A 20,610-nucleotide genomic window follows, 5' to 3' on the forward strand; every position below is an offset into this window, starting at 1 on the left:
AAACAAAAAGCCCCCAGCTTACGCCGAAGGCTTTTAAATATCATAGCCGGTGGTCTTACTTCTTTAACGGGTACGTATTAAAAAATAACGACACCGCGGTTGACGGCCCGAAACCCTTCTTTAACACCGGGGCAACCTCAGGCGTACGGGTGGCCCATTTTGTTTGGATGATCCCGTACGTATTACGGTTATTGTAAGCCACTTTACTGTTTAAGTTCAACCAATCTACCAGGTCGGTCTTTCCGGTTTCAACTGTATACATACGGGCATAACGAAGGAATATACCTTTAAAGCCGGGCAAGTCGCCGCCGCTGTCTTCGTTGTTCATCACTTTTCCTCTATATATAGAATCGCGGGTAAATTGCGCTATTTTCTGGGCCTCATCTAAATAGGTAGCTTCTTTGGTATATTTATAAAGCATAGTTGCTGCGCCCAAAAACGTCCCTTCATTATAAGTGAAGCTTACGTTGCTGGTTCGTAGCAATCCGGTTCTTTTATTCAGGTCGACGTTGTCTTTAACCTTGCCGGTAGCCGGGTTAAGCAAGTAAATTTTAGACCAGCTATACAGCGCAACTGCTTTATCCCAATAAGTATTGTCACCGGTAGCCTGGGCAAGATAGCAAGCCGCTACTGCTGCAGGACCCTCGATACAGGCATTTTTTGAAGTCTTAGTTTCAAACCAGATCAACCCGCCGCCGTAGCTGTTGGTAAAGGCGCGCTTATACATTTTATCATATTGATCTTTTGCTTTATCTAAATAGGTTTTATTGCCGGTAAGCAGGTAACCGCGCACGCTAAACAGCACTGCCCAGGTTATATCATCGTTAAATTTATTATACATCCAATCCTCTTTGTGGTTGGTAATAAAATTGGTGAACAGTTTGGCAAAACGATCTTTATAAACAGGGTCCTTAGTAACCTCGTAAGCATCTAATACGGTTTCCATCATTTCGGCCTGGTCCCAAAAACCTTTGTGGTCTTCTATTTTATAACCATTATACCAATCATTAAACGCTTTAGTCGCTGTGGCTAAAGAGGGCGCGGCTTCCTGCGCCTTTTCCTTAGTGAACACCCATTTTTGCACATCAGTTTTTGCCACTGTAGCTAAATTAATTTTAGTGCCGTCGGCGGTACCGGCTGCATTTAAATTAAGCGCAAATTTTGGATTAGCAGCCGATTGCAATGTATACACCCCGCTGCCTGCTTTGGTAATTATCCATTTAACATAGTCGTTACCTGAATCATCAAATTGGTCTATACTAACCGAGTCGGCCGGTGTTGCTGCCACGTGCAAAAATTTACCGCTGCCTACATTAGTTAAGGTGTAAGTGTTTTTACTGATGAGCTTAACTATCCAGCGTTGCGCGTCAGATCTGGCATCCGCCCAGCTGTAAACAGCGGCGCCGTTATCAACCGATGAGTTGGTGACATCCAGCATTTTACTGTTTGATTTTGATTTGATGGAATAGATAGCACCCGAAGTGATGCCGCCGGTTTGCGCGAAAACTGAACTTGCGGTTGCAAGGAAAGCCACTATCGCTAAGGTGCGTAAGTAAATTGATTTCATATTAAGGGGATTATTAAATTGATATTGCTGGTTATTGTAAACAATATTCAAGATAAATTTCAGCTTTTATAGCAATGTGGTGAATATGTTACATTGCAATCGATTGCAGAAAAAACAGCACCCTGTAAAACAATTTCACCAGCTTTTTAATTAACAGTTAGCACTTACCATAGTGGGCTAATTTAATTGGAAAACAAAAGACGCATTGCCATATTGGGCGGCGGCCCCAGCGGCCTATTTATGTTTAAGCGATTGGTGGACACTAACGGCACCGACATCGCCATAGATATATTTGAAAAAAAACACCAGTTAGGTGTGGGCTTGCCCTATAGTAAGGATGGCGCTAACGACGAGCATATCACCAACGTATCCGGCAATGAGATCCCAGAGCTGGTAACATCCGTTACCGATTGGATAGCTACTGCTCCTAAAGCTTTATTGGATCATTTTAACATCACCCCAAAAAAATATAATGATTATAAAGTATTGCCCCGCTTACTATTTGGGCAGTATCTATCGGCACAGTTTGAGCTGCTAAAGCAAAAAGCCGAAGCACAGGGAATACCCTATAAAATCCATTTTGAAAGCACCGTAACAGATATTATAGATTATCGCGAACAAAATATTATAAAGGTTGAGATAGCCAATAGTGACCAATTTGAATACGACCAGGTGGTTATCTGTACCGGGCACCGCTGGCCGGTAAAATATGAAGGTAAAATACCGGGTTATTTTGATTCGCCATACCCGCCCGCAAAGCTGAGTTTAAAGTTGAATGACCCGGTGGCTGTTAAAGGTGCTTCGCTTACTGCTATTGATGCTGTGCGAACGCTGGCGAGGGCAAACGGAACTTTTACTGTGGCCGAAGATGGCCATCATCGCACTTATCAATTGGCCGATGATAGCGCCGGATTTAAAATGGTGATGCACTCGCGTAATGGGTTATTGCCTGCGGTGAGGTTTCACCTGGAAGATCCGCATTTATCAAAAGATGCGACGCTGAGTATTCAAGAAATGCAATCTTACCGCCGGGAACATGATGGCTTCCTATCACTTGACTTTTTATTTGAGCAGGATTTTAAGGAGCAGTTTCGTGATAAACGGCCCGAATTTTATGAGCGGATAAAGGACATGACCCTGGAGGGGTTTGTAAACACCATGATGGATCTGCGCGAAAGCATCCGGCCTTTTGATCTTTTTAAAGCGGAGTATCTTGAAGCCGAAAAATCGATCAAACAGCACCATTCGGTTTACTGGAAAGAGATGCTGGCGATATTAAGTTTTACGATGAACTACCCTGCCAAGTACCTGCCAGCAGAGGACATGTTACGCTTGCAAAAAGTTTTAATGCCGCTAATCTCTATTGTTATCGCGTTCGTTCCGCAAAGCTCGGCCGAAGAAATGCTGGCGTTGCACCAGGCGGGCGTATTAGAAATTATATCCGTTGGCGATGATAGTTATGTTGAGCCCGGAGACAAAGGCGGGGCTACTTATTTTTATGATGACGAAGCCGGCGAAAAGCAAACTGTTTATTTTAAGACCTTTGTTGATTGCGTGGGCCAACCCCATTTAAAGTATAAAGATCTGCCCTATAAAAGCCTTGTCGACAAGCAAACCGTAAGCCCGGCGCGGCTTCGGTTTAAAGATAATGAGCAAGGTAAAGTTCAATTAGATGAAGGCAACAAGGATGTGGAAACCGACGACAAAGGCTATTACTATCTCCGCGTTCCGGGCATCGCAATCAATGATGATTTCCAACCGGTTGATGAGTATGGCGCGTTAAACGAGCGGATCTATATGATGGCGGTGCCGTACATTGGTGGTTTCAACCCGGATTATTCGGGACTTGATTTTTGCGAAGCGTCATCAGAACGGATCATTAAAAGTATGTTTAAATAACACAAGGCATGGACCAGCAAACAGCAGCTCCGCTAAAATTATATATGTTATTGCTTGGCTCGAAAGCGCCGGGCAGGCATGTAGAGCAGCATGATTTTTTCTTCGGGATATCCCACGAGCTGAGTGAGCTTGTTCCGGATATTAAGAAATTTTGGAAAGGCGCTGTAGGTAATCTGCACATTGATGGCTGGCGCGAAGTGAACAGTGTAGACGGGTATCAAATTAAAGTTTTCCCTAAAGACGAATCGAACATAACATCAGAGAATAAATTGTTCTTTATAAACCTGGGCGGTTATATGGAGGGGAAACTGGAGGAGCAGCATTATGTGATCCTGTCAGTCAAACCCGATCGCGCACAAGCTATCCAGGATGCCAAGAAAGCAGCCTTCTTCCGCACCAATACCATCGCCTCGGTTAAAGGCGCTAATGCCCACATCGATGATAAGTATGGCATTGATGTAGATGACGTTTATAAGATCGAAGAAATGCTACCCGTGGCTCAAAAATCTTTATACCATCTGGAAATAACCTCAGCATCAGGCTTGCCAGAGGATGAGGTGCATTTGGGATATTTTAGGTTGGATAGGTTGTAAACTGTATCTTCAATGCCCGCATCTTTATTAATCTGCCACTCCAGTAATCTTACCCATTATATGAAAAGATAACGCCAAATTTATTACTATTAAAAGAGTTATTATTATAACAATCAACGTCCCCCTTGCATTTTTTCTTTTTGGTAATTGGTCGAATTCATGAACATAATTTTTCCAATTGTCGTTAGCTAAGAATGCCATATAATTAATTAAAAAAACGATGAACAGGGGAATTAGGGTTACATAGGATCCAAATTCGAAATCACAACTTCGATCAATGAAGTCAAAGTAATAGACCCTTAGCGAACTTAAAAAAAGCACCTCTAAAAACACTATTGAGGCAGTAGCGGTAAAGTCGCTTGGAAAAGATGAATACGACAATTCCCCGAATTTATAATATTTATAAAACAGATAGTAGTATGCTTTTTTAATTGTCATTTTATTAAGATCACCTTTTACTCTACCTTCTTCCACGGCCCCGGCAACACATTGCAACGCTTTGCATAGGCATCCCACATATCATTCATCTTTTTAACCAGGTCGGGGTGTTGCGCGGCAAGATCGTGCATTTCGCTGCGATCTTTTGATATATCGTATAGTTCCCACGGCGATGATTTATAGGTCATACCTTTGAGAAGATCAGCCTCGCTTACCAGTTTCCAGTTACCCATGCGAACGGCTTTGTTCATTTCATGATCCCAATAAATGGCCTCGCGCTGTAGTGGTTTATTTTCAAAGCTTGGCGCCAGGCTTATTCCCTCAACCGGGGTAATATCATGCTGGTTATAGGTTTTAGGGTATGGCGTTTTAGTAACATCTAATATCGTCGGCATAATATCCATTTCATGGCCCGCCTGGCTTCGTAGTTCGCCTTTGGCTTTTAAGCCTGCAGGCCAGTGCACAATTAACGGTGTAGAGATACCGCCTTCATGTACATAATGTTTAAACTTACGTAGCGGCGTGGTTGATACGTTTGCCCACTCCTGCATGTATGATACATAGGTATCTGCAGGACCTGCCATTAATTTTTTGCCCTGCATTACCAGCTTACCCTCGCGGGTGGTTACCGGTTTGTTGGAGTAGATCAATGAGTCGGGGCCAAGCTTACGTACCCTGTTTGGATTGGGTGCCACCGGCCTTATCTCGCCTGTGCCGATGATCTCGGCACAGGCGCCATTATCCTGTAAAAAAAAGATCAGCGTGTTATCATACATGCCGTCGGCTTTTAATTGTTTGATGATACGGCCAATGCCCTGATCCATAATATCAATCATAGCGGCATAAGTTTCCATACGGCGCAGCATGGCGGGTTTATCTTCCTCGCCGGCCCATGATTTGCCATCAAATGCCGATAACGCAACATCTGGCTGTACCACACCCAGTTTTTTCATACGTTCGAGGCGCTCTAAACGCAATGCTTCATAACCTTTGTCAAAGCGCCCTTTGTATTTGGCAATAGCAGCTTCGGGAGCCTGCATCGGCCAGTGGGCGGCGGTATACGCTACGTACATAAAGAAAGGTTTATTTTTATCGCGCTCTTTGATAAATTTTACCGAGTTGTCTGATATCGCATCCGTAAAATAATAATGTTCGGGTTTATACTCAGGGTCGTTAGTTGTGTTTACCAGCTTGTTGCCGCGGGTAAGATAGCCCGGGTCATAAAAATTAGCAGCCCCCAGTATGGTGCCGTAATAATGATCAAACCCGCGCTGTAACGGCCAGTTCTCTTTACCAAAGTTTGGTTTAGGGTCGAAGTTTAAATGCCATTTACCCGTCATTGCCGTTTCATAACCGGCAGATTTTAACACCTCGGCAATAGTAACCGCATTATGGCTCAGGTCGCCGCGGTAGCCGGGCAGTTTAAAATCATTGGTGGTCATCCAGCCCATGCCTGCCTGGTGCGGATCAAGCCCTGTCATCAGCGATGCGCGCGACGGGCAGCATCTTGCTGTATTATAAAATTGGGTATAGCGCAGGCCTTCTTTGGCTAACATATCCAGGTTTGGTGTAGCCGCTTCGCCGCCGTAGCAGCCCAAGTCCGAATAACCCATATCGTCAGACATGATCAAAATAATATTTGGCCTTTTTTGCGCCTGTTTTACTGGTGCAGGTTTAGGCGCATTACCACGCCATGATATGATGCTAACTGCAAAAATTACGGTTAAAATAAGGAGGAGCCCAAATCTTAAATTCTTCATAATAGTGGTGTATATAAGTTATTCTGATTTACTAAGATATACTTTTTATGATAACCCCTAAAATGCAAAAGCTCCGGGTCCCTCAACCCGGAGCAATTTGCGAACTAAACCTAACATGCAATATCTGTTAACCGTGCACTGCACCTATTTTCTTTAATAGTTTCCTGTTTTCGCGTTTATGTATTAAGCGATGTACCAATGCGTAAATACAAGGTAATATCAACAGCGTAAGTATGGTTGATGTTACCAATCCCCCAATAACTACTACCGCCAACGGCTTTTGTGTTTCGCTGCCTATACCTGTTGATATGGCGGCCGGCATCAGGCCTATAGCCGCCATCAGGGCCGTCATCACCACCGGGCGCACGCGCGATATCACACCTTCCAGTATAGCGGTATCCAACGGCATGTGCTCTTCTAAGTTTTTCTTGAATACTGATATCAGGATAACCCCGTTCTGGATACAAACACCAAATAAAGCTATAAACCCAATGCCTGCCGAGATACTGAAGTTGATGCCGGTAATGTGCAAGGCCAATATCCCGCCAATTAACGCGAATGGCACATTCATAATAACCAACGATGCATCTTTAACGTTGCCAAAAGTGATAAACAGTATCAGGAAGATAACCAGCAGGCACAATGGCACCACATGAGCTAAGGTGTTTGAGGCGCGGGTTTGGTTCTCAAACTCGCCTACCCATTGTACCGTATAACCTTGGTCGAGTTTTACAAAGCGGTTTATCTTTTGCTGTGCTTCGGCAATGGTACTGCCCAAATCGCGGCCACGGTTTGAGAATTTTACAGCTATGTGCCGCATATTGTTATCCCGGTAAATAAATGCCGGGCCGGTAAGCGTTTTAATGGTGGCAATTTCTTTTATGGCGATCTTCGATCCGTTTAGCGTTGGCACCATCAGGTTCTCTATTTTATCCTGGGTATCTCTAAATTGCTGTTGGTAACGCACGCGGATATCAAACCTGCGCTCGCCTTCATAAAGCTCGGTAGCGGCTTTACCGCCTATGGCCATTTCAATAACCGAGTTAGCATCGGCGGTTGCAACCCCATACAGCGCCATTTTACGCTGATCCAGTTCTATCCTAAATTCGGGTTGGCCCAAATTGCGCAGTATGCCCAGGTCATCCACCCCTTTTACGGTTTTTAACACGCGCATTATTTCGTTGGCTTTTTCGTCTAAAACTTTAAAGTCGGGGCCAAATACTTTTACCGCAAGCGCGGCATTAACCCCCGCAACGGCTTCTTCAACGTTATCGCGTATTGGCTGCGAATAATTAAATACTACGCCGGGTATCTTCCTTAGCTGCTCGTCCATCTGATCGATCAAACCATCAGAAGTAACTCCTGCTGGCCAGTCTTTCTTATTTTTAAGGTCTACCTGGATCTGGACATCAAAAAAACCTTTCGGGTCGGTACCATCATTGGTACGGCCAACCTGTGCCAGGGTTTGTTTAACCTCAGGAAACTTCGCCAGGATCTGCATCATTTTTTGGTTGATGCTTTCGGCTTCAGGTAAGGATACGCTCATGGGCAATTCGGCCTCTACCCATAATGCGCCCTCGTTAAGGTCGGGTAAAAACTCGGTCCCTAAAAATTTGGCCGAGAAGAAGGTGAGCACCATAAAAGCCACCGCTACCAGGATACTCTTTTTAGGATGTTTATAGGTATAAGTAAACAATTTACGGATGCCATTCTCGAAGAACAGCACCACCGGGTTATGCTTCTCTTTAACATTTTTATTTAGTAAGATGCTCGATAATGCAGGCACCAGCGTCAACGTAAATATTAACGCACCTAACAACGCGAAGCCTAACGTATAAGCCAATGGCGAGAACATTTTACCCTCTACCTTCTGGAACGCGAAGATCGGGATCAGACAGGTGATGATGATGAGCTTAGAGAAAAAGATAGCTTTACCCATCTCTGCACCTACATTTTTAAACAAGCCCAGCTTGGCAAGCTTGTTAAATTTTTCCATACCCACTTCGTGCGCTTTATGATCCAGCGCCACAAAAATGCCCTCGACCATCACCACGGCCCCGTCTATGATGATACCAAAATCAACCGCCCCCATTGATAGCAAGTTGGCGCTCATACCTTTAATCCGCATACATATAAAGGCAAACAAAAGCGACAGTGGTATAATAATAGCTACGATCAATGTCGTGCGCCAATCGGCCATAAACAGGAATACAATAACTGTTACCAGTACAATACCTTCCAGTAAATTATGTATTACCGTTTCCGTACAATAATCCATCAGGTTGGTACGGTCGTAAAATGTATCGATCTTTACATCTTTTGGAAGGACGTTATCGTTAAGGTCCTTCACTTTGGCGCGTACGCGGTCCAATACCTCGGCCGGGTTTTCGCCCTTCCGCATTACGATGATGCCTTCTATAACGTCCTTCTGCTTATCGCGGCTTACCTGGCCTAAACGCGGCAGGCCGGCTTCTCTTATTTCGGCAACATCTTTAGTTAATATCGGTACGTTATTTACATTTTTAATAATGATGTTGCGCATATCGTCAATATTGTTGATGAGGCCGATACCGCGCACTACATATGCCTGATCATTTTTCTCGATAACATCGCCACCCACATTGATATTACTACGATTGATAGCCGTAAAAACATCAAGCGAGGTTAACCCGTATTTTTGCAACAATGCCGGGTTAACGCTAACCTCGTAAGCTTTTTCTTCGCCGCCAAAGCTATTAACATCGGCAACGCCGGGTACAGATTTAAACTGGCGATCGAGCACCCAATCCTGTATCGCTGTAAGCTCATGCAGCGATTTGGTTTTGCTTTTTAAGGTATAACGATAGATCTCGCCGGTTGGGCCGTAAGGCGGCTCAATTTCGGGCTTAACTCCGTCGGGCAGATCGGCATTAGCCAGGCGGCTCAATACCTGTTGCCGCGCAAAAACGTCGTCCACATCATCATCAAAAATTATCCGAGTATAAGATAAACCGAATGCCGACGTGGTACGCAGGTTTGATTTTTTTTGTACCGAGTTTAATACCGTTTCAATAGGTATAGTTATCAGCTTCTCAACCTCCTCGGCACTGCGCCCCGGCCATTGCGCAATGATGATTATCTGCGTATTGGTAACATCCGGGAAAGTTTCGATAGGTGTATTGCTGTAGCTCCATACGCCTATTGCCACCAAAACGGCAGTCATGCAAAACACAAAATAGCGGTGCTTTAGCGAGAAGTAAATTATATTTTTAATGAATTTATTCATTTTTTAGTATCAAGTAATTAGTATCAGGTAGCAAGATTTCTTTAAGTATCGGTGGCAGGCATCTTGATACCAGCTACTTGGATACTTACTACTTCAATTAATCCTCAGTCAGCGAATTATATAATAGCAATTGATTTTTGGAGATCACCTTATCGCCCGGCTTTAAGCCCGATGCGATGTAGGAGATATCGTCAACCGTTTTTATCACACTAACCTCGCGCACCTTCAGGTCGCATTTACTGTTGAAAATCACTACATAGTTTTTGCTGCTGTCAAACACAATAGCTTTTGCCGGTACGGAAACCGCCTGCGCGTTTTCGTTATTGGTAATGGTTACGTTGGTAAACATTTCGGGCTTTAACAGCATGCCGGGGTTGGGTAAAGCAATCTTGATCTTCATTACTTTGTTGTCAGGGTCAAGTACCGAGCTTATCTCATTCACCTTACCCATAAATACTTTACCGGGGTAAGCCAGGGTTGTTACTTTAGCTGTATAACCTGTTTTTACTTTGCTGATGTCCGACTCAAACACATTGGCCCAGATCCATACATCCTGCATATTTGATATGGTGAACATGCTGCCACTATTATCCTGGCGGATAAAGCTGCCCGACGTTATGTTTTTCTCGATGATATAGCCGCTTTGCGGAGCTTTAATAACCAATGTTCCGTTATCGCTGGTATTACCGCCGCCATTTATAGATAGCTGTTGTTTAACCTTCCGGTTTGCTGCAACTGCTTTGTTATAATTTTCTTTCGCTTCGGTAAAATCGCGCTCGCTCGAGATGCCATTTTTATATAATGACTCGGCCTGGTCAAGCTGTCGTTTAGCTATGGCGAGGTCTGATTGGGTTGATGACAGATCGGTATAATTACCGGCCACATCCGCGCTGCGCATTATGGCCAGGGTTTGTCCTTTCTCTACCCTATCGCCCAACGATACCTTTACTGATGTAACCTGCCCGCTTGAAAACGGGAACACCTTCACCACGTTATTATCATCGCTTGATACTTCGCCCGACAGACTTAGCTCATCCTTCATGGTGCTGGTTTTGGCGGTATCAATAGTTATCATTTTTTGCAATGAATCACTTATACATACCTGTTTATTTTCGGGCACGTCCACCTGTTTTTGTTTACACGCAGCCAAAAGCAACAGGCCCGAGATCCCAATCAAAAACGTTTCTCTTTTCATTATTCGTAAATTATTCAATAGTTAATTAAGGCTTTATTATAGTTGTCCCGGTGGCAAAATTCAAATCGGCGATGGACTTTTGCAGGCTGTTTTGCTGTTGCAGCAGTTTAAGTTTGGTGTCTTTATAAGTGTCAAAGAAATCAACAAACTCCACCAAACCTATTTGTCGCTCTTTAAAGCTTTTTAGCATGTTGCTAAACAGCTTATCGTATTGCTCATTAAATGCGGTTTGCTGGGTCGAGAATAATTCCTGCGTTAGCTGGTATTGCCTTACGGCAGATACGACTTCATTTTTAAGGCGCGCTTCGCTACTTTTCAGTGTACTTTCCTGGCTTTTTATGTTGTAGGTTGCCGACTTGATATTGCCCTGGTTCCTGTTAAAGAATGGCAATGGTATACCTATTTGCAAACCATAGTAGTTTGGCGCGTAGCTGCTATTCTTATCATAAGCAACGCCTACGGTTATATCAGGCACGGACAAAGCTTTTTGGTAAGCCAGATCGTGCGTGGCCGAATTAAGCTGGTATTGGTTAGAGAGGTAATCGGCCCGGTTAACTTTTGCCAGCTCGATCAGGGCCGGAATGTCCAACCCTGTCGATTGGCGTTGTTGTTGATCAGTTGTAATAGGATTGATATAGGCGGTTTCGTTAGCGCCTAACAATGTCTTTAGTTCTGTCTGCAGGTCGTTTATTTGCCTGCTATTTTCTATCCGGTCATTCTGCAAGCCAAACAATAAAGCTTTCAGCCTTACCAGGTCCTTCATAGAAGTATTGCCCGCATCAAACGATTTCTGGATCCCATTAACTAAATTAGTTGCCGAGCTGATCTCTACCTGGTATACTTTGCCTTGTTCAATTAAAGTAGCCAGCTGGCTAAAGTCTAATTGCAGGTTATAGCGCAGGTTACGCATCAGGTCGTTAAATTCTGCTTCTTGCACCCGGGCATTGTCTTTGGCTACCTGTACTTGCTTACCGCGTTTGCCTGCAGTGCTAAATACCTGGCTCAATTGTACAAATACCTGCCCCTGCCCTAAATTGCTGTTATGGTAAAAGAATTTTTTGCTACCGCCATCATATATATTCTGATCAGTGCTTAATGTTGGATTATCCCAAAGCTTAGCCTGTGTAATTAAAGCTTTTGAGGCATCGATATTATATTTCTGAGTAAGCAGTTCAAGGTTATTTGCCAAAAACTGTTTCTCGGCATCCTGGAAATTTAACGCTAACGTATCAGCCGGGCCTTGTGCCTTCAGCGCTGATGTAATGATTAACAGGGGTATTACAAAAAGAACTTTAAAACGCATAGTTATTCTAAAGCGTCAAAATTACCCCTTGCTTAGTTGGCTTAAATTAGAATGACATTAGAATTTAATTTCTGTTGAATTGTATGGTGATAGCGGTACCCCGGCCCTCAACAGATTCAACTTGCAGCGTACCCTTAAATAGCTGGATTATTTTTTGCGTAACATATAAGCCTATGCCGCTGCCCACAAAATTATGCGAGTTGGTTGCCCGGTAAAATGATTTGAAAACCAGGTCGAGATCCTCTTTTGGGATCCCAATTCCTGAGTCAACAATCTGCATGCGGATCAATATCTCATCTGCATAAAAATTACACTTAACAGGCTGCTGACTGGAGAACTTAAAGGCATTGCCTATTAAATTATTTAACGCGATAAACAACAACTGGTAATTAGCCGGGATAGTTAACATGGCTTCATCATCAGGCATATGCTCGATATTGATTTGCAGGGCTTCTGCGCCCGCCTTATTAACCCAATAGGCTTGGACATCCCATAACAATTCATCCATCCTTATAGGGCTTTGTTGCGCTATGGTGTAATCCATATCAACCTGGGCAAGCTCCATTAAGCCGGATATGGTATCGCGTAATCTTTCAGATTCTTCTAATACCAATTGCAGCGTTTTTTTAGTTTCCCCGGGGCTTCGTTCTTTATTCAGGGCCAGCTCTACCTCACCAATAATGCTGGTTATGGGGGTGCGTAATTCGTGCGAGGCATTGGCTACATACGTCCGTTGCAGCTCGAAAGCGTTTTCTAAGTGTTCTAATAAACGGTTAAAGTTATTAGCCAGTTCGCTTATTTCATCCTTGCCCTTGCCTTCATCAACCCGCAAATGTAAGTTGGTTGATTTGATAAGCTGCATTTGCCTTACTACACTTTTTATAGGCGATAATGTACTTTGGGCCAGCCAACGGCTCACTAAAAACAAGGTGATGGTTACAATTAAGAACACCACGATCATTGCCTCCAATATCGAGTCCAGCTGCCGCTTTCCTGTTTGATCAACAGCCGAAACCAGGATAACAAAGTTGCCCTGGTTATCTTTATAATAATTGCCAACGACCTGCCGGTTTTGATTGGCATACTCAAGGTGCTTGTACCGCCTTACATTCTTTATGGTTTTTTCCTGCCAGTACTGCTCGTCGTCTTTAATAAATGCCGCGCTGTTACGGTCGTCATAAATGCGGGTTACTTCGCCATGCAGGTTTTTAGAAAAACGGTTCCTTACCTGGGTTAATGAGTCGGGGCTTATTTCATCGGCCTTTAAATAAACCTGCGCCGCAACATTTGCCCGATCATTTAAATGGGTATAAAAGTCGTTGTGCACAATAGTATAAACAGAGATGTACAGCGATACCATTACGGCCAGCAAGATACCCGATCCTATCAGCGTAAAGTAAAGCGAAAGCCGGTCTTTTATTTTCACTTAAACCTCTGTTTTAAATATATACCCCTTGCCTACCACGGTATGGATATACTTTTCGGCAAAGCCTTTGTCTATCTTATTACGCAGGTAGTTAACATATACATCCACCACGTTGGTACCGGTATCAAACGAGATCCCCCATACCTTTTCGGCTATGGTTTGGCGCGATAATATCTTGTCGCTGTTATGCATCAGCAACTCCAGCAAGGCACATTCTTTGGTGGTTAGGGTTATTTTTTTGCCTTCGCGCTCAACTGTGTTATTAGACGTGTTTAGGGTGATATTACCTACAGTTATTATAGGCTCCGCGTCGGCGGCGTTGCGCCTTAACAGCGCATCAACCCTTGCCTGCAATTCTTTTAAATGGAATGGTTTTACCAGGTAATCATCGGCACCGGTATTCAGGCCGGCTACTTTATCATCTACGCTATCCAACGCAGTAAGCATTAAAACAGGGATAGTTTTATTTTTTTGGCGGATATGCCGGCAAACCTCTATGCCCGATACGTAAGGCAGCATGATATCCAGTATTGCCAGGTCATACGGCTTAAGCGCAAATTTGCGGATAGCCTCGGCACCATCAGGAATGATCTCGACTGAATGGTTACTTTCCTCGAGCGCCTTTTTTACTAAAGCCGCTACGCGCTCTTCGTCTTCAACTAAAAATATTTGTGCCATATACCGTTAACAAATATAACGGTTATGGCGATAACAACAGACTAACTATTAAATTGCCTTAAATGATGGTCGACATGTTTATAGGCCAGTTGGCCAACTTGTTCCTTTGTCATTTTGCCAAAGAACCAATGTGTAAATTCCGGGTTGTCGTAATTAGCATATCGCTCCAGCACGCTTATCCATTTTGCCTTTTCGGTCTCAACATTGCCGCCTGTTTCGGTCACTATAAACTCGGGACTGGTTTTTGCGTTGCGTCTCATGGGCGCTTCGTCCTTTAATATGGCTTTCAATATGGGCCGGCCTAATAGATAGCCTAAAAAATGGCGCTTGTAAACCTTCTCGCCTAAATACATTTCATCAGCCAGGATAGCGTGTTTAAGCATTTGATCTATGCTCATTTTACCCCATTGTGGTTTACTGGCTACATTTAAGGTTTTTGCCCGGGCTATCAGTCCGTCACGAGTGGCTTCGTCAAGAATGGTTTTCATTTTTGTTGATCGTTATAAAACAAACCTACACTATCCTGCAAATAAACACGCTATAACTCTGGACAATCTAAAGGGGCAAATGCGACAATTTGCTAATTGTATTAATTGATACCTATTGCAATTTCAAAGAGGCGTAGTCTCGGCCCATATTGTAGCCACGGGTTTCAACCCGTGGTATAAAAAGACAATAAAATACGAGTGCCTTAGGCACGTCCAATATTATATGCGTCGTACCTACGGCACTCAAAAGATTGATGTCGCTTTACCACGGGTTAAAACCCGTGGCTACAAAATTTGTCGAGCCGATGGCTCTAATCCGCAAATGCGACAAGTTGCTACGCTGTACACTCGTCAACCAGCATCAAAATAGAATGGTAGCTTTTGCCAACCGCGTCAGACAAAGCTATCTCGCAGGTTTTTGATGAGGAATAATAACCATCAAAACTATCCGCTTTAACCTCGGTAGCTTCGGGTTTGGTGGCGCAATAGGTTAACTCGGGATGCAGGAAACCCCTATCACCCGCCATACCGCAGCAACCTGCAAATACAGGCAGGTTAACGTCGTTAGCAAGGGATTTGGCTATTTTGGAAAATTGTGCTTCTAAACCCGGCATCTTTTGCAGGGAGCAAACAGGATGAAGTACAATATGATCCTTCTTTTTAGTTATGCTGATGTTTGGCAGCACATGATCATGAATATAAGTAACGCTGTCGATAATTGTAAGCGCGTCAAACTTTTGTTTGTTCTCGTCAGTCAAAGCAGGGCGGCAATGTGTAAGGGTTTGGGTACAGGATGTAATATCCAGTACTACCGGGTATTTCCCTGCTGATGTAATCTCCCAAAGCTTGCTTACCGTTTCATTAACAGTATAGGTATAAGCATCTTTAAATCCTTTAGAGGAATAGATCTGTCCGCAGCAATTTTTCTCAATATTTTGGGGGATGATGACATTGATGTTAGCCTTGGCTGATACATCCATAAAGGTTTGCATAACACCCTTTTGACCCGGCACAGGCTCACCCATTGCACGCGAAATACAGGCCGGGAAATAAACAACCGAATTGATATTGCCTGCAATTACACTACTGCGCGGTATACGGCCAGCCGTAGCCAATTGATTGGACCACAACGGGAAACCCGGGATGATGGTACGCAAGGCCTTTGTAAGTTTAAACATAGCCTTTGTGCCAAAGATCTTATTGACAAGCACACCCGATGCTAAAGCAAGCTTAACCGCGCGATAAACCCCGCGAAAGTTTTTAGCAGTAAACAAGGCCAGGCTATTTTCAGTTGCCGAGTGATTTTCACGGCGCAGGCGTTTTACCAGGTCGCCGGTGTTGATGTCAACCGGGCAGGCGGTGGCGCAAAGGCCATCAACGGCGCAGGTGTCAAGGCCCTCGTATTGATATTGGTCAAGCAGCTCGGCGTGTTGGGCGGCGTTGCCCTCTATTTTAAGTTTACGCAATTCGCGGCGCACCACAATGCGTTTACGGGGGGTAAGTGTAATATCGCGGCTTGGGCATTTATGCTCGCAAAAACCACATTCAATACAACGGTCAACCTCTTCCTCAACCTGTGGCAGGTCCTTTAAATTTCGAATATGCGCCTGTTTATCCGCATTAATAATTACGCCGGGGTTTATTAAATTTTCGGGGTCGATAATTTCCTTAACGGCCTTCATTACCCGGTAAATTTCGCCGCCCCATTCGGTTTCCACAAAGGGTGCCATGTTGCGGCCGGTGCCGTGCTCGGCTTTTAAAGCGCCGCCATATTTTGTTACTACCAGGTCAACCACTTCCTGTAAGAAAGTACGGTATCGCTCCACTTCGGCAGGGGTATCAAATGCCTGGGTAACTACAAAGTGAATGTTTCCATCCTTGGCATGACCGAAGATAATGGCCCGGGTATAATTATATTTTTTAAACAGGAGTTGCAGGTCAGAAATGGCATCGCCCAAACTATCAACCGGGAAAGCTATATCCTCCAAAATCACCGTTGTGCCGCTTGCCCTCACCGCACCTACTGCCGGGAACATGCCTTTACGCACTTTCCAGAACAGTGCTTGCTCATAAGGCACAGCAGTAAAAACCGCATTTTCTAACAGCGAGAGGTCATCCGCAATAGCTAAAAAGCTATCCATTTGCACCTTCAACTCCTCTTGGGTATTGCCCTGGTACTCTACCAATAAAGCGGCCGCGCTTTCGGGCAGGGTTTTAATGATAGCCGGCATGCCTTCCATATTTTCTATGGATTGCAGTGATGCCCTATCCATCAATTCGACAGCACCCGCACCCGAAATAGTTAGCGGGGTTATTGCCTTGCACGCCGAATAGATATCCGTGAAATAAAGCATAGCTGTTAGCTTTTCGGGATAATCATTCACCGTATTTAAAACTGCCTCGGCTATAAAGCCCAATGTTCCTTCGGCACCTATTAGTAAGTGCGCCAGGATATCCATCGGCTCCTCAAAATCAATAAAAGCGTTTACCGAGTAGCCTACTGTATTTTTAGTCTGGTACTTCCTGCGGATCTTATCATGAATCTCGGGGTTATTGATGATCTGCGCACGTAATGAAGCTAACTGCTCGTACAACGCAGCCGATTCGATCTTAAACCGTTCATAATCAATAGCCGATTCGGTAGTATAAGTTTTTCCGTCAGGCAATATAAAGCGGATATATTTTACAGTATGATAAGAATTTTTACTCACGCCGCAGCACATGCCGCTGGCATTGTTCGACAGGATGCCCCCCATCATGGCAGCATTTATACTTGCCGGATCAGGCCCTATTTTACGGCCGTATTTTTTTAAATAAGTGTTTACATTGGCGCCAATAGCACCGGGTTTCACACGCACTATATTGCCATTATCTTCTATGTTGATAGCATTCCAATGCTGACTCAGGTCAACTAAAATACCATCGGTAACAGATTGGCCAGATAAGCTTGTACCTGCAGTACGGAACGTAACAGGGATTTTATGCTGCCTTGAAAAAGCCAGCAGGTTAATTACTTCCTCCTCTGATTTTGGCAGCACTACGGCTTTTGGGCGCAGGTAATAAAACCCGGCATCTGATGCAGACGCAACCAGGTCGATCAGATCTGTTTTGATCCTTTCGGCAGGTAATATGCCCTCCAGTAATTTACCAATTGCAGACTCCAATGTTCTCTCAGGTTTTTCAGATAGCTCGCGATATGTAAAGCCCGGCTAATTTAAGGCATTCATCCGGGAGGCTCTAATATTATTTTTCAGGTTTCTTATCAGATAGCGTCGCGATAACCGTAAAGTCCGGCTAATTTAAGACATTCATTTGATGGTAGCACACCATCTGACGATGTGGACTCAAACAAACTTGATGCCGCGGCACTAACCCCCAACTCCAAACAATCCTTCATGTCCTGGTTGTTATGTACGCCTATTAATACACCGGCTGCAAAAGCATCTCCTGCGCCAGACGCACCGGCCACCTTAGCCGCGGGCACTTGTATACTGGGTTGAAAGTGTGAATCGCCCGCTTCACTGATGGCTATTACACCTTCAGGAAAATGCAGGATAACCCATTTGTTTACGCCCATCTCCAGGAGTTTAAAAGCAGCATCGTAACAATCCTTCATGATAATGTTGCCGCCCGGATCAATGGTTTTAACACCGGTTATCATGCCGGCCTCATATTCATTTACGAAGAGATAGTCGACATACGGCAGGGACGATGGTATAACATCCTTAAACCTCTCAGACCGTTCGCTTACAATATCAACCGATGTAAGTAGGCCATGTTGCTTTGCTTTTTTTAGGACTTTGGAAGCCCGGCTGGTTCCGTCGGCTTCAATAATATCCAGCTGATCAAGCAGTAACAGATAGCCTAAATGGAATATTTTATCCTGCGATAATGAGAAATCAAAATCGTCAATATCCAATAACGCGTTAGCGCCGCGCTGATGAAAAAAGGTGCGCTTGCCCGTACCTTTAACGCTCATTACATCGGTATAGGAAGTATGGGCCTCGTTAGTTTTGCGGATCTGCGTAGTATTAATACCCAAGCCCTGGCAGTGACTGATGACCTGGTTGCCACGATCATCGTCGCCAACCAAACCAACCCCGCTGAGCGGGAAATTAGCCTGTAGTTTCCAAAGGTCCATAATAACGTTATAGGCCGAGCCGCCATTACAACTACTTTCGGACAAGATGTTAACCAGCTTTTCTTCTTCCGGGAAAACATCTATCAACTTTACATAGTCAACTATCCAGTTGCCGCCAACTAAAATGCCGTTTTTCATGGCTTATTTATCGCTTAATAGTTTAACTATAGGAGCCTCGTCCTCGTCAATTTCGGCATAACGGCCAATGTTAGGGTCGGCAAAAAAGTTATCGTTCAGGTCGTCATTAGCGGTAGATACTTCGCCGATAATACACTCATCCGTTCCCGGGTAAAACGCATGCCAGATTCCCGGCTCAATAGTTATGCGCTCGCCGGCTTGTAATTTAAGCGTTGATCCAGATTGAATACTTTTAAACTGCCCGTTAACTTTCATCTGGAAGGCTATGCCTGCTTCGCCCCCGGCGGGATTTTGCGACCACAGTTCAATTACCAGTTCGCCGGTACGGCAAATAATATCTTCCTTCTTTTTTTTATGGGTATGCGCCGGTGTGGTTTGCCCTTTGGCGGCGTACATCAGCTTTTCACAATACTCTTTTTCCTCAGCGAGATTAATTAGTATCAGTCCGTATTTTTTAAAATCACCCAGGCCAAAATCTGTTACATCCCATTTGGGATTTGGCGGCAGTACCCAGCAATTTTTCTTAAAAAACTGGCCCGAGGTTACAATAGCTTTATTAATCTCTGATCTTTTCATACCGGTTGTTGTTGATATTCAATTTTCTCTACCGAGCTGTTAGCAAATGATTTTAACGCCGCATCAAAAACATAATGACTGGCAACGGCTTCATCAGGTGTTACACATCCAAAGCGGCCGTTTAAAAAGCCTTCGCGTTCGGCTACATATCCAGCCAGCATCTGCATAAAACAATCTGCAAAGCCCGGCTCAAAAATACCGCCCGTTATCACCGGGAACGGAACGCCTTTAAAACCAAGATCGGTGCGCTGCCAGTACTGGTCGCCGTCAATCCTAAACGTCCATAGTGCTTTGGTGTCTTTGGTACTGTATTTTACGCCGCCTTTGGTACCAAATATTTCAATGTACCAGGTGTTGGTTTCGCCGGGGGCAATGCGTTTCATTTCTAAAAGCATCGGCACTTGTTTACCGTCGATAGTAACCTGTGTATTTAGTGTAGCGTTGTTCCAGGTATCGCAAACGGCCATGCCGCCTTTACCATCCGGGCGCTCGGTCACAATTTTTTGCAGGTTGGCATAAACCAATTCGGGTTTCCAGCCTAAGCGCAAGGGTACGTGTAAAACGTGCATGCCTAAATCGCCCATAACGCCTATCTCGCCACAATATTTAACCTGTCGTTTCCAGTTAATAGGTTTGTTAAAATCCAGGTCGCTTGAGTGTAAAAAGCCGGCTTTCACTTCAATGATCTCGCCCATACGGCCAGATTTAACCTCTTCTATAACCCGTTGCGGCCCCGGCAGGAAAGGCATCTCAGAGCTGCATCTTACAAAGCGACCCAAGGCTTCGCCTTTATCCCTGATAGCCAGGGATGCTTCCAGGTCAATACCGAAAGGCTTCTCGGCAAGCAGGTCTTTGCCTGCTTCTAATACTTCGATATAAAAATCTTTATGCAGGTTATGCGGCAACGCTACGTAAACCACATCTATATCCTCGCGTGCTAACAATTCCTTATAATCCGCAGTCAGCAGCTCGACGCTCGATATATTTTTATACCAGGCCAGTACCTGCTCGTTCAAATCACAAACCGCTTTCAATTCCACCTTCGCCGGGAAATCATTCAACGCGAACCAGCGCCCAAACGCGCTTGCTGCTTCACGGCCCATCAGACCCCCGCCAATAATTCCAATATTGATAGTTTTCATC

The 20,610-nt window shown here is 44.4% G+C and carries 14 protein-coding genes; 2 read left to right on the forward strand and 12 right to left on the reverse strand.

Annotated elements, in window-relative coordinates; translation table 11 throughout:
- Positions 1-55 precede the first annotated feature (55 nt).
- Positions 56-1,567: a glycoside hydrolase family 76 protein gene (locus ABIB50_RS09170; RefSeq protein ID WP_429379158.1), complete on the reverse strand. Its 1,512-nt coding sequence runs from the start codon at positions 1,565-1,567 to the stop codon at positions 56-58.
- 186 nt (positions 1,568-1,753) lie between these two features.
- Between ABIB50_RS09170 and ABIB50_RS09175 the strand changes: the two genes are divergently transcribed.
- Together ABIB50_RS09175 and ABIB50_RS09180 are read left to right on the forward strand one after the other, a co-directional pair.
- Positions 1,754-3,466 carry an FAD/NAD(P)-binding protein gene (locus tag ABIB50_RS09175; protein WP_429379160.1) on the forward strand — a complete coding sequence of 571 codons (1,713 nt, stop codon included), beginning with the start codon at positions 1,754-1,756 and terminating at the stop codon, positions 3,464-3,466.
- Between the two features lie 8 nt (positions 3,467-3,474).
- Positions 3,475-4,059: a DUF1543 domain-containing protein gene (locus tag ABIB50_RS09180; protein WP_429379162.1), complete on the forward strand. Its 585-nt coding sequence runs from the start codon at positions 3,475-3,477 to the stop codon at positions 4,057-4,059.
- Between the two features lie 455 nt (positions 4,060-4,514).
- Here ABIB50_RS09180 and ABIB50_RS09185 read toward each other — a convergent pair whose 3' ends face one another.
- From ABIB50_RS09185 to ABIB50_RS09235, 11 genes are all read right to left on the reverse strand, one after another.
- Positions 4,515-6,257 carry an arylsulfatase gene (locus ABIB50_RS09185; RefSeq protein WP_429379164.1) on the reverse strand — a complete coding sequence of 581 codons (1,743 nt, stop codon included), beginning with the start codon at positions 6,255-6,257 and terminating at the stop codon, positions 4,515-4,517.
- Positions 6,258-6,384: 127 nt separating this feature from the next.
- Positions 6,385-9,522 carry an efflux RND transporter permease subunit gene (locus ABIB50_RS09190; RefSeq protein WP_429379166.1) on the reverse strand — a complete coding sequence of 1,046 codons (3,138 nt, stop codon included), beginning with the start codon at positions 9,520-9,522 and terminating at the stop codon, positions 6,385-6,387.
- Positions 9,523-9,619: 97 nt separating this feature from the next.
- The gene (locus tag ABIB50_RS09195) at positions 9,620-10,717 is read right to left on the reverse strand and encodes an efflux RND transporter periplasmic adaptor subunit (RefSeq protein ID WP_429379168.1); all 1,098 of its coding nucleotides are present in this window, start codon (positions 10,715-10,717) and stop codon (positions 9,620-9,622) included.
- Positions 10,718-10,742: 25 nt separating this feature from the next.
- Positions 10,743-12,020 (reverse strand): TolC family protein, encoded by a 1,278-nt coding sequence (locus ABIB50_RS09200; RefSeq protein WP_429379170.1) that lies wholly within the window; start codon positions 12,018-12,020, stop codon positions 10,743-10,745.
- 64 nt (positions 12,021-12,084) lie between these two features.
- Positions 12,085-13,446 (reverse strand): sensor histidine kinase, encoded by a 1,362-nt coding sequence (locus ABIB50_RS09205; RefSeq protein WP_429379172.1) that lies wholly within the window; start codon positions 13,444-13,446, stop codon positions 12,085-12,087.
- A complete protein-coding gene (locus ABIB50_RS09210; RefSeq protein WP_429379174.1) occupies positions 13,447-14,124 on the reverse strand; it encodes a response regulator transcription factor in 678 nt (225 codons plus the stop codon).
- A 41-nt stretch (positions 14,125-14,165) separates the two neighbouring features.
- Entirely contained in the window at positions 14,166-14,612 is a 447-nt protein-coding gene (locus ABIB50_RS09215) for a DUF1569 domain-containing protein (RefSeq protein WP_429379176.1), read from the reverse strand.
- Between the two features lie 335 nt (positions 14,613-14,947).
- Positions 14,948-17,776 carry an FAD-binding and (Fe-S)-binding domain-containing protein gene (locus ABIB50_RS09220; protein WP_429379178.1) on the reverse strand — a complete coding sequence of 943 codons (2,829 nt, stop codon included), beginning with the start codon at positions 17,774-17,776 and terminating at the stop codon, positions 14,948-14,950.
- Positions 17,777-17,874: 98 nt separating this feature from the next.
- Positions 17,875-18,891: a carbohydrate kinase family protein gene (locus ABIB50_RS09225; RefSeq protein WP_429379180.1), complete on the reverse strand. Its 1,017-nt coding sequence runs from the start codon at positions 18,889-18,891 to the stop codon at positions 17,875-17,877.
- A gap of 3 nt (positions 18,892-18,894) precedes the next feature.
- Positions 18,895-19,467, reverse strand: coding sequence for a D-lyxose/D-mannose family sugar isomerase (locus ABIB50_RS09230; protein ID WP_429379181.1), 573 nt, complete (start codon positions 19,465-19,467; stop codon positions 18,895-18,897).
- The gene (locus ABIB50_RS09235) at positions 19,464-20,609 is read right to left on the reverse strand and encodes a Gfo/Idh/MocA family protein (RefSeq protein ID WP_429379183.1); all 1,146 of its coding nucleotides are present in this window, start codon (positions 20,607-20,609) and stop codon (positions 19,464-19,466) included. Before ABIB50_RS09235 ends, ABIB50_RS09230 begins: the two co-directional genes overlap by 4 nt.
- Between the last annotated feature and the right edge of the window lies 1 nt (position 20,610).

The sequence above is a fragment of the Mucilaginibacter sp. UYCu711 genome (assembly GCF_050433825.1).
Lineage (GTDB): Bacteria > Bacteroidota > Bacteroidia > Sphingobacteriales > Sphingobacteriaceae > Mucilaginibacter.

Excerpts from the sequence above, each read along its gene's own strand:
- ABIB50_RS09170 (WP_429379158.1), bottom strand. The coding sequence starts at position 1,567 with ATGAAATCAATTTACTTACGCACCTTAGCGATAGTGGCTTTCCTTGCA.
- ABIB50_RS09180 (WP_429379162.1), top strand. The coding sequence starts at position 3,475 with ATGGACCAGCAAACAGCAGCTCCGCTAAAATTATATATGTTATTGCTT.
- ABIB50_RS09185 (WP_429379164.1), bottom strand. The coding sequence starts at position 6,257 with ATGAAGAATTTAAGATTTGGGCTCCTCCTTATTTTAACCGTAATTTTT.
- ABIB50_RS09190 (WP_429379166.1), bottom strand. The coding sequence starts at position 9,522 with ATGAATAAATTCATTAAAAATATAATTTACTTCTCGCTAAAGCACCGC.
- ABIB50_RS09195 (WP_429379168.1), bottom strand. The coding sequence starts at position 10,717 with ATGAAAAGAGAAACGTTTTTGATTGGGATCTCGGGCCTGTTGCTTTTG.
- ABIB50_RS09200 (WP_429379170.1), bottom strand. The coding sequence starts at position 12,020 with ATGCGTTTTAAAGTTCTTTTTGTAATACCCCTGTTAATCATTACATCA.
- ABIB50_RS09210 (WP_429379174.1), bottom strand. The coding sequence starts at position 14,124 with ATGGCACAAATATTTTTAGTTGAAGACGAAGAGCGCGTAGCGGCTTTA.
- ABIB50_RS09215 (WP_429379176.1), bottom strand. The coding sequence starts at position 14,612 with ATGAAAACCATTCTTGACGAAGCCACTCGTGACGGACTGATAGCCCGG.
- ABIB50_RS09225 (WP_429379180.1), bottom strand. The coding sequence starts at position 18,891 with ATGAAAAACGGCATTTTAGTTGGCGGCAACTGGATAGTTGACTATGTA.
- ABIB50_RS09230 (WP_429379181.1), bottom strand. The coding sequence starts at position 19,467 with ATGAAAAGATCAGAGATTAATAAAGCTATTGTAACCTCGGGCCAGTTT.
- ABIB50_RS09235 (WP_429379183.1), bottom strand. The coding sequence starts at position 20,609 with ATGAAAACTATCAATATTGGAATTATTGGCGGGGGTCTGATGGGCCGT.